Here is a 16,073-nt window from a genome sequence, read left to right as displayed (position 1 = left end):
ACCTAAACCTCCTACTTTTCACACAACGGCGTTGTCAAAGTAAGGAAAGGCCACATGCGAACCATAGAGACAATTACACAGCCAATTGCAACCATTGCTAAGTTTGATTTAGCGCTCTCTAGTGTTTGTCTTAAGCATCGTTTTAATCAGCAAGTTGCCAACATCAGTAAAGGAGTCTCCCACAGTGGTGACGGACATCTGTACTTGGTGCTAGGTTTATTAGCTTGGTATTTAGATAAAGAGCAGGGAGTTTGGTTTTTACTGGCGGGTTTACTTGCTTTTGCCATCGAGTTGCCAATTTATTGGACGCTGAAAAACAGTTTTAAGCGTCGTCGCCCTGAAGAACTCAGTGCACTCCTTCCTGCTTTTATTACCCCCTCTGATCGCTACAGTCTTCCTTCAGGACACACTGCCGCAGCGTTCGTGATGGCGACGTTGATTGAGCACTTTTATCCGAGTTTAGGTATTGCTGCATTCTTTTGGGCAAGTTTAATCGGAACTGCGCGAATCTTATTGGGGGTGCACTTTTTTACCGATGTCATCATTGGTGCACTGCTAGGTAGCCTTTGTGGTGGGTTAGCGATTGCGATGCTGGGAGGCTAATTGATGAAAATCTTATACGGTGTTCAAGGGACAGGAAACGGACATATTGCGCGTGCGAGGGCGATGAGTCATGCGTTTAAAGAGCACGATGTTGAGGTCGATTTTTTGTTTTCTGGACGAGCGCCTGAAAAGTACTTTTCAATGGAAGCGTTTGGCGATTATCAGACTCGCCGAGGCTTCACCTTTATCACTGAAAAAGGTTCAGTGAACTATGCGAAAACAGCATTGAGTAACAATTTAGTGCAATTTTGCAAAGAAGTTAAACAGCTTGATTTGTCGTCCTATGATCTCGTGCTCAATGATTTCGAGCCTGTTACGGCATGGGCGGCAAAACAACAAAATAAGCCGTCGATTGGTATCAGTCATCAAAATGCTTTCCGTTATCCAGTGCCGTTAAAGGGAGCGAGTTGGTTAGACAAATCCGTCATTGAATACTTTGCGCCTTCTCAACACCACCTTGGTTTGCATTGGCATCATTTTGATCAACCTTTGTTGCCGCCAATTGTACATACCGTCGATAGCCAAGCAGAAAATGACGATTTTGTTTTGGTTTACCTACCGTTCGAATCCATTGAAGACATCTCGGATTTGTTGTTCCATTTTAACCAGCAAGCGTTCATCTGTTATCACCCCGATGTGATCGAATGTGAGCAAGTGGAAAACATAGAATTACGCCCTTTATGCCACAGCAACTTTCAGCATCATTTGCATCGGTGTAGTGGTGTCATTGCCAATGGTGGATTTGAGCTCCCTTCGGAAGCTCTGTCTCTAGGGAAAAAATTATTGCTTAAGCCACTGGCAGGTCAGTTTGAGCAACAAAGCAATGTCGCGACCTTAGAAGACTTAGGGCTTGCGATGTCGATGGAGAGCTTAGACATTTCTGCAGTACGTCAGTGGCTAAAGGAGCAGCAAGCCGAAAGTGTGAAATATCCAGACGTTGCTCAGGCCATTGTCCATTGGGTATTGCAAGGCGCGTGGGATTCACAAGCGGAGTTATCCAAACAGTTGTGGGAGCAAGTTGATTTCCCAAGTTACGTGTCGAACATTTAAGTACGTTGTTCTAAGTACATTGTTCCTTCCTATTTTTGACACGATTTTGTTGCAGCCTTTCAATCTAGAAGGCTGCATTTTTATTCTTTCTCTTTCATTTCTATTCAATGTGTATTTGCTGATAATTTGACTGATAAGTGCAAATTTCACTCAGAGATATAGTCGTCATCTGTTGGTTTGCCCTCGACTAATAACTAGGATAAATGCATGCGTGTGGTGACCATCCGTCTCATCAATTTGCTAAATACTTCCTCAAAGAATGCGCTTTTACGTGTTTTATAGTTTTTTATGTTTTTATCAAGTTATTGTTATTTAAAGGGTAAATACCTAATCGGCTAAAATTTACTGATTAAATATCAATCTAGTTGCGAAACCGCAATCGATTAGTTGATAGTACAGTTCGAGCCGGAAGTATCCGGACAGCAAATATAATAAAAAGTTAGGTTATCTATTCGTAAAATGATTCGAATCCAGCCGCCGTCTTTTGTGCGAGATGGGATTCTATTCGTTATGAATTTAATGAACAAAGTTGACGATTACAAAAGAGGCGCACTCAATGTTAGAGAAGAAAGATGCGATGAGCGCAATTGCTAGCTACCGTATGGAAAGCACTTTGCGTGGTGTAGATTTAAACCTACTGACTGTATTTGATGCTGTGATGCAAGAGCAAAATATTACTCGTGCAGCACATAACTTAGGCATGTCTCAGCCAGCAGTAAGTAATGCCGTGGCACGCCTAAAAGTGATGTTTAACGACGAGCTGTTTATGCGTCAGGGCCGTGGTATTCAGCCAACGCAACGTGCTCGTCAATTGTTTGGTCCAATTCGCCAAGCATTACAGCTGATTCGTAATGAACTTCCTAGCTCCGTATTCCAACCAGAATCTTCGACTCGCTTATTTAAGCTGGCGATTTGCAGCCCTTGTGACATGCGTTTTGCTCCGAAGATCATGGCAAAAGTGAATCAACAAGCACCAAATGTTCAGCTTCACCTAGATGCAGAATTTGACCGTCTGTTGTCTGAGCGTATGCGCTATCAAGAAATTGATTTCGTGATCGATTATGCTCGCTTTGATGAGCAAGGTTTCTCAAGTACTGAAATTTTCAAAGATGAATTAGTGGTTATCGCGTCAAAAACACACCCACGCATTCAAGGTGGTGTAACGGCCGAGCAACTGCTTAACGAAAAACATGCGAAGTTATCGAAAGTGCACGGTCAACGTAGCTTCTCAGAACAAGCATATCGTGAACTGGATTGCCAAGCCGCGTACGAAGGCTCTAGTCTAAGCAACCTGCTATATGTGGTGGGTCAATCTGAGCTTGTGACTATCGCGCCACGTTGGATGGCAGAAAATGCGGTAAACAGCGATCAGCTGCAAATTCTAGACTTCCCATTTGCAAATAAGGAAATCAGCGGCTTCTTAAGTTGGCATGAATCAAGTGAAAAAGATAAAGGCCACATTTGGCTGCGCGATCAACTGATGATCACTTGTGGTGAAGTGGTTGCCGCAAAATAAGATGACGTTTGGTCGTATCGGTTAAGACCATATTGGTAATCATCAATTTTTACAATTCATTGGTCCCCGAGAGATTTTGTCTCTCGGGGCTTTTTGTTTTAGCAATCAACAATCGAAACAGTAAGTTAAATAGAGTAATCATTCAGCAGTTTTGGATATGTTCGCGACGTATAAGTGATAGTTGTCTCTTATTAGTGATAAGTTTGATACTGGTCAGTTGCGTTTTAGCAAGCCGTGAGTACACTTGTTCGCTCAATTAGCTTACGCCTGTAAGCCAAAAGGTAAGTAAAAGAATGGCCAAGTTAGATTTTCATATCGTTAAACGTATTCGTGAACAAATTGCGAACGGTGGTACACGCGTTGCACTCAAGCATAAAGTGGGTGAGGAATGGCAAGGTATTACGTGGACGCAATTTGGTCAGCAAGTTGATGCTTTATCACTTGCACTTTTGGCTCAGGGATTAGGAGTCCAAGATAAAATCGGCATTTTCTCGAACAACATGCCGCAATGGACGATTGCTGATATTGCAGCGCTACAACTACGCGGCGTAACAGTACCTATTTACCCAACCAATACCGCCGCTCAGTCGGCGTACATCATTGACAACGCAGACGTCAAAGTGCTGTTTGTTGGTGAGCAGCCACAATTTGACGCAGCAGTGAGCATTTTCGACCAGTGCGAGCAGTTAGAGCTCATTGTTGCAATGTCTGATGATATCGAACTTGGCGAGCATGATTTCGTTATCTCTTGGCAAGCATTTGTCGCCAAAGGCGATACTACATACCAAGTTGAATTGGACGCACGTTTAGAGCAAGCAAAGGAAGATGATCTACTCACGCTGATTTACACCTCTGGTACCACAGGCCAACCAAAGGGTGTCATGTTGGACTACGCAAACATTGCAGCGCAATTGGAAGGGCACGATCAACGTTTGAGCCTTTCTCAAAGTGATGTGTCACTGTGTTTCCTTCCGCTGTCACACGTATTTGAACGCGCTTGGACCTTTTATGTGTTGTACAAAGGGGCGACCAACTGCTATTTGCAAGACACCATGCAGGTACGTGATGCACTGAGCCAAGTGCAACCTACCGTGATGTGTGCCGTGCCGCGTTTCTATGAGAAGATCTTCTCTGCGATTCACGAGAAAGTGTCTCGCGCGCCAATTCATCGCAAGATCATGTTTACTTGGGCTGTGAACATGGGCGCAAAAATGGCCGCTTGTCATCAAGAAAAACGTCAGCCATCTCTCATGCTGCGCAAGTCATATGCCCTGGCGGATAAATTGGTTCTGAGCAAGCTGCGTGCGTTACTTGGTGGACAAATCAACTTTATGCCGTGTGGCGGTGCAAAGTTAGATGAAACCATAGGCCGATTCTTCCACGCGATTGGTATCAATGTGAAGTTAGGTTACGGCATGACTGAAACCACGGCGACAGTATCGTGTTGGGATGATAAGTGCTTTAATCCAGACTCTATTGGTATGTCGATGCCTGGCGCGCAAGTGAAGATCGGTGAGAACAACGAGATTCTCGTGCGTGGTCCAATGGTGATGCGTGGCTATTACAAAATGCCAGAAGAGACCGAAAAGACCTTTGACGAGCACGGTTTCCTAAAAACTGGCGATGCGGGTTACATTGATGAAAATGGCAACCTGTTCATCACTGATCGTATCAAAGAGTTGATGAAAACTTCAGGTGGTAAATACATCGCTCCACAAATGATTGAAGGTGCGATTGGTAAAGACCACTTCATCGAGCAAATCGCGGTTATCGCGGACACGCGTAAGTTTGTCTCGGCGCTGATTGTGCCGTGTTTTGATTCTCTTGAAGAGTATGCGAAAGAGCTGAATATCAAGTATCACGATCGCGTTGAATTGATTAAGCATCACCAAGTGGTCGAAATGCTTGAAAAGCGTGTTAACGATCTCCAAAAAGAGTTGGCAAAGTTTGAACAGGTGAAGAAGTTTAAACTGTTACCAAGAGCTTTCTCTATGGATGATGGTGAGTTAACGCCAACTCAAAAACTGCGTCGTAAAGTCATCAATGACAAATACCAAGATGAAATTGAAGAAATGTATAAGGAAAAGTCGGATAAAAAGTAACTTAAGCTGACTTAGATTTTATATTGATGAAAATATCCCCAGTGATGTGATTGCGCATTACTGGGGATTTTTGTTTGTGTTGATTCTTTCTATTTTGCTCACCAAATACAGCTATTTAGCACCCTATACTTAAAAGGTTCTGAAATAATGTTCTTTTTTTGAACGTTAAATTTTTAGGTTGTACTGTGAAATAAGGTATGTGTGGCTGCTATTCCTACTAACATTCTAATTACTAGCATCTTGTTTAAAAAGTAGACCAATCTCTCATTAGACCCGTTGATAATAAAACGTTACATTTGTTGGGTAACCTTGCGGGATGTTATGACGAACGCAAGACATAGCCGAAAACGTGGAAGTATTTCGATTAGGCTACGAATAAGACCTAGACTATGTAAAACCAGACCAATCCGTTGACCTTACGGTGAGGAAACTGGCTAAGGAGAGCAATTATGACAGCAATGTTGTCAGGCGCAGAGATGGTGGTTCAATCTCTGATAGAAGAGCACGTAGAGCAGATCTTTGGCTACCCAGGTGGCTCTGTTTTGGATATCTACGATGCACTGCATGCCAAAACCGATCAAATCAAACACGTACTTGTAAGGCATGAGCAAGCCGCCACTCATATGGCAGATGGTTACGCTCGCGCTACCGGTAAACCGGGTGTCGTACTGGTATGTTCAGGTCCGGGCGCGACCAATACCATTACTGGTATTGCCACGGCTTATATGGACTCCATCCCAATGATCGTTATCTCGGGTAATGTACCTAATAGCCTAATTGGTAATGATGCTTTCCAAGAATGTGACATCGTTGGTGTCTCTCGCCCAGTGGTCAAACACAGCTTTTTAGTGAAAAAAGCGGAAGATATTCCTGAAACGATCAAGAAAGCGTTTTATATCGCGACCACAGGTCGACCTGGTCCAGTAGTGATTGACTTGCCGAAAGATGTAATGAATCCGCAAATCAAACTGCCTTACCAATACCCAGAAACGCTTTCAATGCGTTCTTACAAGCCGACGACGTCGGGTCATAAAGGCCAGATTAAAAAAGCGCTTAAATCGCTGTTAGAAGCGAAAAAACCAGTGCTTTATATCGGTGGTGGTGCGGTGATTTCTGGCGCTCATGAACATATTTTAGAGCTCTCCGACAAGCTGAACCTTCCAGTAGTCAGTACGTTGATGGGACTAGGCGCATTCCCTGGAACGCACAAAAACTCACTGGGCATGCTGGGTATGCACGGTACTTACGAAGCCAATATGGCGATGCATGAAGCGGATCTTATTTTTGGTATCGGTGTGCGTTTTGATGATCGCACGACGAACAACCTTGAAAAATACTGCCCAAACGCAAAAGTCATGCATATTGATATCGATCCATCATCGATCTCGAAAAACGTGAAGGTGGATTTACCTATCGTAGGCTCTGCGGAAAAAGTGCTTACAACCATGCTTGGCCTGCTGGCAGAGCAAGAAGGTGGGAACGATGAAGATGCCATCACCGCATGGTGGGATGACATTCAGGTGTGGCGTGACCGCAACTGTTTGGCTTATGAGAAGTCACCAGAGCGAATTAAGCCACAGCAAGTGATTGAAACCTTGCACAAGCTGACCAATGGTGATGCGTATGTTGCTTCTGATGTGGGTCAGCACCAGATGTTTGCTGCACTTTACTACCCATTTAACAAACCACGCCGTTGGATCAACTCGGGTGGATTGGGCACTATGGGATTTGGCCTTCCGGCTGGTATGGGTGTTAAGTTTGCCATGCCACAAGAAGAAGTCGTGGTTGTTACGGGCGATGGCAGTATTCAAATGAATATCCAAGAGCTTTCGACAGCCATGCAATACGATATTCCAGTGAAGATCATCAACCTGAACAACCGATTCCTAGGCATGGTAAAACAATGGCAAGACATTATTTATCAAGGTCGTCACTCTAATTCTTACATGAGTTCTGTTCCTGATTTTGCAGCGATTGCAGAAGCTTATGGTCACGTCGGTATTCGTATCGAAACGCCTGATCAGCTCGAAGAAGGGCTACAAAAAGCGTTGGATATGAAAGATCGTCTGGTGTTTGTGGACATCAACGTAGACGAAACCGAACACGTATACCCGATGCAAATTAAAGGTGAGGGTATGGATAAAATGTGGCTAAGCAAAACGGAGAGAACTTAATATGAGACACATTATTTCACTGCTATTGGAAAACCAACCGGGTGCGTTGTCTCGTGTTGTTGGTTTGTTCTCTCAACGTGGTTACAACATTGAATCTTTGACGGTATCACCGACAGATGATGAAACGCTGTCGCGAATGAACATTACCACGACGTCTGATGAGATGCAGTTGGAGCAAATTCAGAAGCAGTTACACAAATTGATCGATGTGCTGAAAGTACAAGAAGTCACCGAGTACGAGCACATCGAACGTGAACTGATGATGGTGAAAGTGAAAGCCAGCGGTTTTGCGCGAGCAGAAGTGAAACGGACGGCAGACATCTTCCGTGGCCAGATCGTGGATGTCACTGCTGCTCAATACACGGTACAACTTGCGGGCACGAGTGAAAAGTTGGATGCCTTCATTCAAGCGATATCTGAAGTAACTGAAGTCGTCGAAGTTGCTCGTAGTGGGGTAGTGGGCATTGCCCGAGGTGAGCGCGCACTCAAACCGTAATTATCTAATTGCATATAGAAAAGCCACTTAATCTAAGTGGCTTTTTGTTTAGAAAATAACAATTAATGATATAATTGTCGTTTTAGTAAGCATTATAGGCAGTAGACGCGTGAAAATACCTAAGCGAGTCGGCACATTGTTGGCGACAGCACTATTTTTTAGTGCGCTCACTGCAGTTTACTATTATCAGAAATATCTGACGTTATTAGAGAGTAACGTTGAGAATACCGCTCAAGAAGCATTACACCAACTGGCTTATACTGGTCGCGAATACAACAATATTCAGGATCAAATTGAGACGATCAGCGATCTTCTCGGTCACAGCCAAAGTCTTTACGACTATCTACGTCAGCCGAACCGAGTCAACCTTTCTATCTTAGAAGATATGTGGATCTCGGTTGCGATCAACCAAAAGCTATATAAACAAATTCGTTTTCTTGATATTACCGGTCAGGAAAAAGCACGGATTAATTACGATTTCAAAACGGGTATCGCTGCACCCGCCCTCAAATTACATGACAAGTCAGAGCGGGATTATTTTCATTACGCGCAAGGTTTAGGTAATGATGAAATTGCGTCGTGGGGGATTGAGCTGGAGCGAGAAAATGGTGAGCTTGTTTACCCTTATAGCCCTTCATTGCGTATTCTGATGCCGATTTCTCTCAATGGGAAACGCGAAGGGTATCTTGTTCTTAATGTTGATATTGAGTATTTATCTTCTCGACTCAACTACTCACCGGTGCGGGATTTTCATATTGAGTTAATTAAAAGTGATGGTTTTTATATCGCGAGTCCTAAGTCATCACGCTTGTACGGCAATATTATCCCAGCTCGTTCTCAATTTAATTTTGGCCGGATGTACCCCAACATTTGGCGCACGATGATCTCAGAAGTTTCGGGCTATGAGTACAACGGCTCGAATTTGATTGCGTATAGCACGATCCAATTTGTTTCTAGTGAACCTCTTCATCTGGTGATTGATCTCACGAATGAGCAATTACTATCTCGATCTCAGCGAGATATTGATGACTTAATCCAAGAAGCGTTTTTTGTATTAAGTTTGGTGTTTGGTTTTACTTTACCAACGACTGCGCTGGCCCTGCACTATCGACGTCATAGCATGGAGTCGAAGTTAGCTCGGGCTGCACTTGATGGCATGACTGCGGTGATGATCTCAGATGCGTCGCATCGAATCATTATGGTGAACCAAGAATTTGAAAACATGATGGGCTATTCCACCAAGTATACTCAAGGCTGGAATGCGCATAATCTAATTTTCTTACCGGAAGATCTCGAGTCGACCCTCAATATTTGGAATAAGCTTGCGAACGAGCACGTTTGGGAAGGTGAGGTTCGTTGTCGAACCAAGTTTAATCACGTATTTACCGCCATTATGCGCATTCAGGCAAACTTAACCAAGTCAGGTAAAGTAAGCTATTACATCACGTCGCTGGTGGATATTTCCGAGCAAAAAGAGCTGGAAGAAAAGCTACGCAACCTCAGTGAAAAAGATGGTTTGACGGGCTTGTGGAACCGCCGAAAATTTGAAGAGCAATTAGCGCAATATGCCGGGATTATTGAGCGTTATCCTGACAGTCCCCCTGCATGTTTGGCGTTGTTTGATATTGACCACTTTAAGCGCATTAACGATGAACTTGGGCACGATGAAGGGGACAAAGTGATTTGCAGTGTCGCTGAGACTCTTCTTAAAGAGGTGCGCAGTACTGACTTTGTGTCTCGTGTCGGTGGTGAGGAGTTTGCGGTGATCATGCCGCACACCACGCTCGAAGAAGCAGAAGTTGTATTGAACCGGTTACGTGTGGCAGTTCAACTGCGCAGTGATAGAGCTATTACCGTTAGCGCCGGGTATAGTGATTTAACCTCCGATCGCACGCGCACTTATAAATGTGCTGATATTGCCTTGTATGAATCCAAAAGTGCAGGGCGTAACTGCGTATCACTATGTCATAGTTTCGATGATATTGCTTAGCTCTTTTTCAAAAACAAAAAATCGGGGATAGACCCCGATTTTTATGCTTATTTTAGCCTCAGCGTTATTCGCTAGCCAGTATGCGATATTGGTTGTCGATGGCCGCTTCGATACACTGCATTGACTGTCTCAAATAACGCTCTAGATAACCTAAAGCATCCTGGCTCTTTTTATCTAACGATGTCTTCATCAGCATTTCTTGCTCATCGATATTACAGTGCCCTGGGTTTCCAGTACCTAACATTTGCATAGCAAAATATTGGTAACGCTTAATTTGCGTGAGTAGATCGCGGAAAAACCCAAACATATTGGCAGAGCCAGCGCCTTCAAACAGCGCAGTAAGAAACTGATTATGGCGTTCTTCCCATTCCTTCCAGCAAAAGCTTTCGCCAGATTTAGAGCGGGATAACTTGTGATAAGCGGTTAGGACGTCCAGTTCCCAATTTTCATCGCCAATCACAATTGCTTTATTTAGTAGGCATGCAGAGACCATTTGTAGGCTCTCGTACAAGTCATTCAACTCATCTTTACATACAGGTGCAACCCAGCAGCCTTTTTGCGGCTCGAGTTTGACGTATTTGCTCCACGATAACTGCACCAAAGCTTCGCGAATGGGTGACGCTCCTACGTTGTACTTCTCTTTGAGTTCCGCAACCACGAGTTTTTGACCCGGTTTAAGCACGCCATCGAGAATATCCTGACGGATCATTTTTGATACTTTGTCGGTAAGAGTGGGACTGGACACATACACCTCATAGAAATTTTAATCGTGACGACAAAATTAAACAGTACGCAATTCTGCGCATGGTGAATGATACAGTTAGGCTATTATTAGAGCAAGAAAGCCATATAAAAAAAGAGGGCATAAGCCCTCTTTATCAATCAACTGAAGTATGAAAAGTTCAGTATTATAGTACGTGTACAGAAGCTGTGTTCGTAGTGCCTGAAGCGACTAGAGCACCAGAAACCATCACTACGATGTCGCCTTTGTTACCTAGACCAGATTCTAGAGCAAGCTCTTTACCTGCTACGTAGAATGCGTCAGTGCTTTCGATAGAATCAACAACAACTGGCGTCACACCTTTAGTTAGAACAAGTTGTGCTGCTGTTTTCTTGTTTGTTGTTAGTGCTAGGATGTTTGCAGTTGGGAAGTATTTACGTACTGAACGTGCAGATTTACCACCTTCAGTTGCAACAACGATAAGTGGAGCAGCCAGTTTCTCAGCTGTGTCTACTGCGCCTTTACATACTGCTTCAGTGATACGTAGACGTGGGCTGTCTAGACGAGAACCTAGCTCAGCTTTTAGCGCTGAATCAGTACGGTTCGCGATTTGAGCCATGATAGTTACCGCTTCAACTGGGTACTTACCTTTCGCTGTTTCACCAGAAAGCATTACTGCGTCAGTACCGTCCATTACTGCGTTAGCAACGTCGCCTGCTTCCGCACGAGTAGGACGTGGGTTGTTGATCATAGAATCAAGCATTTGAGTTGCAGTGATAACCATCTTACGTGCACGGTTACACTTCTCGATCATCATTTTCTGAGCGAAGATTACTTCTTCAGCTGGGATTTCAACACCTAGGTCACCACGAGCAACCATGATGCCGTCAGAAAGCTCTAGGATCTCGTCGAAGTTATCAACACCTTCTTGGTTTTCGATCTTAGAGATGATGTGGATGTTCTCGCCGCCGTTTGCCGCTAGAACTTCACGGATTTCTTGAACGTCAGAAGCTTTACGGATGAAAGAAGCAGCTACGAAGTCAACGCCTTGCTCACAACCGAATTTAAGGTCGTTTTTATCTTTTTCAGATAGAGCAGGTAGGTTTACAGAAACGCCAGGAAGGTTAACACCTTTGTTCTCGCCTAGTGCACCGTTGTTAAGTACTTTACATTTAACTTCTGTTTCAGTCTTAGAGATAACTTCCATCTCGATTAGACCGTCGTCGACTAGGATAGTGTTACCTACGTTTAGGTCTGCTGCGAAACCTGCGTAAGTTACTGCAACTTTATCTTTGTTACCTACAACTGAAGTGTCAGTTGTGAAAGTGAATTCTTGACCAGCTACTAGATCAACGTCGTTGCCGCCTTCTAGCTTGATAGTGCGGATTTCTGGACCTTTAGTATCTAGAAGAATTGCTAGTGGTTTGCCAGTAGCTTCCATTACTTTACGGAAGTTCGCGATACGAGTGCCGTGTTCTTCGTAGTCACCGTGAGAGAAGTTAAGACGCATTACGTTCATGCCTGCGTTCACTAGCTCAGTTAGCTTCTCTACAGATTCAGTTTTAGGGCCAATCGTACATACGATTTTGGTCTTTTTCATGGAAGATACTCTCCGGTAAGTATAGTTACAATTTGAAAGTCGGTTGTTTACTCTGAAGTTAGGGCGTTATTGATGACATTTAGTGCCTGTCACCCACCGATTTTTCGCCTCATTATCAGTACTTCAGATTCTGAAAGTCTTTCACCAAGTTTAGTCATTTTATGACTAAAAGGTCGGCGATTTTGGTTACCTTTTTGTGACTAATCCCACTTTATATGCAGAAAGTTGCAAAAAAATAGCCTTCAATTCTGTAATTTTTTTTCTTTTCGGTGGCGAATTCTACCACTGAATGAATCCAATATCACTGTTTAAGAATTGTCTTAGGACAAGGTTTTATCGAGAAATATTAATTTTTTGGATCGAAATAAATGGACTTGAAAGTTTCGGTTTGACTATAATAAGTTTCACATCGAAACTTAAATTCAAAGCGTAAATGTCGAAACGAAACACTCAACTAAGAAGACACGCCATTTCTAACTTGGTTTCTGAGCTAGGAGAAGTCAGCGTTGACGAACTCGCTCAGAAATTCGAAACCTCAGAGGTCACGATTAGAAAGGATTTAGCTTCTTTAGAGAAAAATGGCCAACTTCTACGCCGCTACGGCGGTGCGATTGCTATCCCAACAGAAGTCATTCACGAAGAATTGAGCGCTAATGTTTCGACTCGAAAGCTAAACTTGGCAAAAGCAGCGGCATCACTGATTCGAGACCATAATCGCATCGTGATCGACAGTGGTAGTACGACGGCTGCGTTGATTCAACAGTTGAATGACAAACGTGGCTTAGTTGTCATGACCAACTCGTTGCATGTTGCTAACGCCCTTAATGAATTAGAGAGCGAACCAACACTGCTGATGACTGGCGGGACTTGGGATACGCACTCAGAATCTTTTCAAGGCAAAGTAGCCGAATCTGTGTTACGAGCTTACGACTTTGACCAGCTATTTATCGGTGCGGATGGCATCGACCTCGAACGCGGCACCACAACATTTAATGAATTGGTTGGTTTGAGTAAGGTAATGGCGGAAGTGTCGCGCGAAGTGATCGTCATGATCGAATCGGAAAAAATCGGTCGTAAGATCCCGAATTTAGAGCTCGCTTGGCATCAAATTGATGTGCTAGTGACGGATGCTGATATTCAGCAAGAACACAAAATACAGATTGAACAACATGGCGTGAAAGTCATTTGCGCCTAATCTAATAATGTAATCAGTTTCATATTTCACTTCCCTCTGAATACAGGCCTTTGCTTGCTGCCTCTATCTGAAACATGGCTAGGGAAGAACAAAACTACAAACGGAGATAAACACATGTGTGGAATCGTAGGTGCAGTAGCACAACGAGATGTTGCAGAAATTTTGGTTGAAGGTCTACGCCGCTTAGAGTACCGCGGTTACGACTCAGCTGGCGTTGCTGTTGTTGATGGCGAGTCAAACCTAACGCGCGTTCGTCGCTTGGGTAAAGTGCAAGAACTGGCTGATGCAGTAGAAGAAGCAAAAGTGATCGGCGGAACGGGTATTGCACACACTCGCTGGGCGACGCACGGTGAACCATCTGAAGTTAATGCACACCCACATATGTCCGGCGATATTGCTGTTGTACATAACGGTATTATCGAAAACCACGAAGAGCTTCGTGAATTGCTTCAATCTCGTGGTTACGTGTTTGAATCTCAAACGGATACAGAAGTTATCGCACACATGGTTGAGTGGGAACTTCGCACTTCAGAAACGCTACTAGAAGCAGTACAAAAAACAGCAAAACAACTTGAAGGCGCATACGGCACGGTAGCGTTGGATCGCAAAGATCCTTCACGCATCGTAGTTGCACGTTCAGGCAGCCCGATCGTAATTGGTTTTGGTGTGGGTGAAAACTTCCTGGCTTCTGACCAACTTGCGCTACTGAATGTAACGCGCCGTTTCATGTACCTAGAAGAAGGTGATGTGGCAGAAATCACTCGCCGTGAAGTTACTGTCTTTGACGCAACGGGCGAGCTGGTTGAGCGTGAAATCGTAGAATCTAACGCAGAACATGATGCTGGCGATAAAGGCCAATACCGCCACTTCATGCAAAAAGAAATCTATGAGCAACCTAAAGCGTTGATCAACACAATGGAAGGCCGTATCACGGCAGACTCTGTTGTAACTGATGCGATCGGTGTGCATGCGGCTGACATTCTAAGCAAAGTAGAACACGTACAAATCGTTGCGTGTGGTACGTCTTACAACGCAGGTATGACAGCGCGTTACTGGTTTGAAGACATTGCTGGCGTGAGCTGTGACGTAGAAATCGCCTCTGAGTTCCGTTACCGCAAGTTTGTGACTCGTCCAAACAGCCTATTGATCACGTTGTCTCAGTCTGGTGAAACCGCCGATACGCTAGCAGCACTTCGTCTTGCGAAAGAAAAAGGTTACATGGCGGCGATGACTATTTGTAACGTAGCAGGTTCTTCTTTGGTTCGTGAGTCAGATTTTGCATTCATGACTCGCGCTGGTGTTGAAATCGGTGTCGCTTCAACCAAAGCGTTCACGACTCAGCTTTCTGCACTATTGATGCTGGTTACGGCGTTAGGTAAAGAGCAAGGTCGCGTTAGCAAAGAGAAAGAAAAAGAGATTGTTGAAGCGCTACACGCACTTCCTAAGCAAATCAACGCGGCACTTTCTTTCGAGAAAGACATTGAAGCACTAGCGACGGATTTCGCAGACAAGCACCACACATTGTTCCTAGGTCGTGGTGAATTCTATCCAATCGCGATGGAAGCGTCTCTAAAATTGAAAGAGATCTCTTACATCCACGCAGAAGCTTACGCGGCGGGTGAACTGAAACATGGTCCTCTAGCTCTGATTGACGCTGACATGCCTGTTGTTGTGGTTGCACCAAGTAACGACCTACTTGAAAAGCTAAAATCAAACGTTGAAGAAGTACGTGCACGTGGCGGCCTTCTATACGTATTCGCAGATGCAGACGCAGGCTTCGAAGGCGATGAAACAATGAAGATCATCACGATGCCTCACGTTAGTGAAATCACGGCGGCGATCTACTACACCATCCCAATGCAGTTGCTGTCTTACTACGTAGCACTGATCAAAGGTACGGACGTAGACCAACCACGTAACCTAGCGAAAGCGGTAACGGTTGAGTAATTACGCTTAACAGCAAAAATCCCAAGCGGCACATGCGAGAGTATGTGCCGCTTTTTTTTCTTATTCTAAGCGTAATGGAACGCTCAAGAGCCTTCGCCAGTAGGTTGCTTTCATGACAAAAATGTCATGTTGTTGAAAGGGTGGTGTCAGAGGCGGTGTTCAATAATGACCTCATTGAAAACAAGCACTCAAAGGTTAACAACATGAACGCAATCAAAACTGCTCTTTTTGTAACGGTAATGGCAATCACTAGCGCATCTGCATTCGCTCAACCACTTTTCACTGGTGGCAACTACGTGAGCCGCGAAGAGATGAAAACCATCTCAGTTACGCCGACAGCAACGTCAGATGAGGCTTATCAACAGGCACTGTCTGAACTCAATTCACTTAAAACCATGACGGCTCGTGAACTGAATAAAGAGCTCAATATCCTGACGTTTAATGTGAAGTCTCGCAGTACGCATTTAAAAGATGGTGGCTTCGTGACCGTGCAAGAACGCATGAATGAAGATGGTCAGTTGGAATATTTGGGCAAAGTGAATGTCAAAGTGCATTATGCCGAACGCGATAACAATCGATAATGGTTTGCCAATGGGGAAGAGTATGGTGTGGTTCACATCATGCTCTTTTTCGAGCTTTATACTGGGTTCTCATCCTCCCGCTAACACACTAGGTAAGT

General features: G+C 44.2%; 12 protein-coding genes. 10 read left to right on the top strand and 2 right to left on the bottom strand.

Features of this window, described 5'->3' with window-relative positions:
- Nucleotides 1-54: 54 nt before the first annotated feature.
- From L3V32_RS15555 to L3V32_RS15525, 7 genes are all read left to right on the top strand, one after another.
- Nucleotides 55-603: a phosphatase PAP2 family protein gene (locus L3V32_RS15555; RefSeq protein WP_005392260.1), complete on the top strand. Its 549-nt coding sequence runs from the start codon at nt 55-57 to the stop codon at nt 601-603.
- Between the two features lie 3 nt (nt 604-606).
- Nucleotides 607-1,653 (top strand): MJ1255/VC2487 family glycosyltransferase, encoded by a 1,047-nt coding sequence (locus L3V32_RS15550; RefSeq protein WP_005392259.1) that lies wholly within the window; start codon nt 607-609, stop codon nt 1,651-1,653.
- Nucleotides 1,654-2,209: 556 nt separating this feature from the next.
- Complete coding sequence (gene calR, locus L3V32_RS15545) at nt 2,210-3,169, top strand: LysR family transcriptional regulator CalR (protein ID WP_005379693.1); 960 nt, start codon at nt 2,210-2,212, stop codon at nt 3,167-3,169.
- Between the two features lie 293 nt (nt 3,170-3,462).
- Entirely contained in the window at nt 3,463-5,271 is a 1,809-nt protein-coding gene (locus L3V32_RS15540; protein WP_124007415.1) for a long-chain fatty acid--CoA ligase, read from the top strand.
- Nucleotides 5,272-5,720: 449 nt separating this feature from the next.
- The gene (locus L3V32_RS15535) at nt 5,721-7,445 is read left to right on the top strand and encodes an acetolactate synthase 3 large subunit (protein ID WP_005392255.1); all 1,725 of its coding nucleotides are present in this window, start codon (nt 5,721-5,723) and stop codon (nt 7,443-7,445) included.
- 1 nt (nt 7,446) lies between these two features.
- The gene (gene ilvN, locus L3V32_RS15530) at nt 7,447-7,941 is read left to right on the top strand and encodes an acetolactate synthase small subunit (RefSeq protein WP_005392253.1); all 495 of its coding nucleotides are present in this window, start codon (nt 7,447-7,449) and stop codon (nt 7,939-7,941) included.
- 109 nt (nt 7,942-8,050) lie between these two features.
- Nucleotides 8,051-9,931: a GGDEF domain-containing protein gene (locus L3V32_RS15525; RefSeq protein WP_237284660.1), complete on the top strand. Its 1,881-nt coding sequence runs from the start codon at nt 8,051-8,053 to the stop codon at nt 9,929-9,931.
- 64 nt (nt 9,932-9,995) lie between these two features.
- Here L3V32_RS15525 and L3V32_RS15520 read toward each other — a convergent pair whose 3' ends face one another.
- Nucleotides 9,996-10,682 carry a GntR family transcriptional regulator gene (locus L3V32_RS15520; RefSeq protein ID WP_006742739.1) on the bottom strand — a complete coding sequence of 229 codons (687 nt, stop codon included), beginning with the start codon at nt 10,680-10,682 and terminating at the stop codon, nt 9,996-9,998.
- Between the two features lie 157 nt (nt 10,683-10,839).
- Nucleotides 10,840-12,252: a pyruvate kinase PykF gene (pykF, locus tag L3V32_RS15515; RefSeq protein WP_005392243.1), complete on the bottom strand. Its 1,413-nt coding sequence runs from the start codon at nt 12,250-12,252 to the stop codon at nt 10,840-10,842.
- A 433-nt stretch (nt 12,253-12,685) separates the two neighbouring features.
- Here pykF and L3V32_RS15510 point away from each other — a divergent pair, with 433 nt between their 5' ends.
- The 3 genes from L3V32_RS15510 (at nt 12,686) to L3V32_RS15500 (ending at nt 15,975) form a co-directional block, all read left to right on the top strand.
- Entirely contained in the window at nt 12,686-13,447 is a 762-nt protein-coding gene (locus L3V32_RS15510) for a DeoR/GlpR family DNA-binding transcription regulator (RefSeq protein WP_005392240.1), read from the top strand.
- A gap of 114 nt (nt 13,448-13,561) precedes the next feature.
- Nucleotides 13,562-15,394, top strand: coding sequence for a glutamine--fructose-6-phosphate transaminase (isomerizing) (gene glmS / locus L3V32_RS15505; RefSeq protein ID WP_005392238.1), 1,833 nt, complete (start codon nt 13,562-13,564; stop codon nt 15,392-15,394).
- A gap of 203 nt (nt 15,395-15,597) precedes the next feature.
- The gene (locus tag L3V32_RS15500) at nt 15,598-15,975 is read left to right on the top strand and encodes a DUF3316 domain-containing protein (RefSeq protein WP_031815906.1); all 378 of its coding nucleotides are present in this window, start codon (nt 15,598-15,600) and stop codon (nt 15,973-15,975) included.
- The last annotated feature ends 98 nt before the right edge of the window (nt 15,976-16,073 follow it).

Origin of the sequence: Vibrio sp. J2-4 (genome assembly GCF_021728155.1) — a bacterium.
Taxonomy (GTDB): Bacteria; Pseudomonadota; Gammaproteobacteria; order Enterobacterales; family Vibrionaceae; genus Vibrio; species Vibrio diabolicus.
This window is presented reverse-complemented; position numbering and strand designations above follow the sequence as displayed.

What these genes read in the sequence shown, in the direction of transcription:
- L3V32_RS15555 (WP_005392260.1), top strand. Translation starts at nt 55, where the DNA reads ATGCGAACCATAGAGACAATTACACAGCCAATTGCAACCATTGCTAAG.
- L3V32_RS15550 (WP_005392259.1), top strand. Translation starts at nt 607, where the DNA reads ATGAAAATCTTATACGGTGTTCAAGGGACAGGAAACGGACATATTGCG.
- calR (WP_005379693.1), top strand. Translation starts at nt 2,210, where the DNA reads ATGTTAGAGAAGAAAGATGCGATGAGCGCAATTGCTAGCTACCGTATG.
- L3V32_RS15540 (WP_124007415.1), top strand. Translation starts at nt 3,463, where the DNA reads ATGGCCAAGTTAGATTTTCATATCGTTAAACGTATTCGTGAACAAATT.
- L3V32_RS15535 (WP_005392255.1), top strand. Translation starts at nt 5,721, where the DNA reads ATGACAGCAATGTTGTCAGGCGCAGAGATGGTGGTTCAATCTCTGATA.
- ilvN (WP_005392253.1), top strand. Translation starts at nt 7,447, where the DNA reads ATGAGACACATTATTTCACTGCTATTGGAAAACCAACCGGGTGCGTTG.
- pykF (WP_005392243.1), bottom strand. Translation starts at nt 12,252, where the DNA reads ATGAAAAAGACCAAAATCGTATGTACGATTGGCCCTAAAACTGAATCT.
- L3V32_RS15510 (WP_005392240.1), top strand. Translation starts at nt 12,686, where the DNA reads ATGTCGAAACGAAACACTCAACTAAGAAGACACGCCATTTCTAACTTG.
- glmS (WP_005392238.1), top strand. Translation starts at nt 13,562, where the DNA reads ATGTGTGGAATCGTAGGTGCAGTAGCACAACGAGATGTTGCAGAAATT.
- L3V32_RS15500 (WP_031815906.1), top strand. Translation starts at nt 15,598, where the DNA reads ATGAACGCAATCAAAACTGCTCTTTTTGTAACGGTAATGGCAATCACT.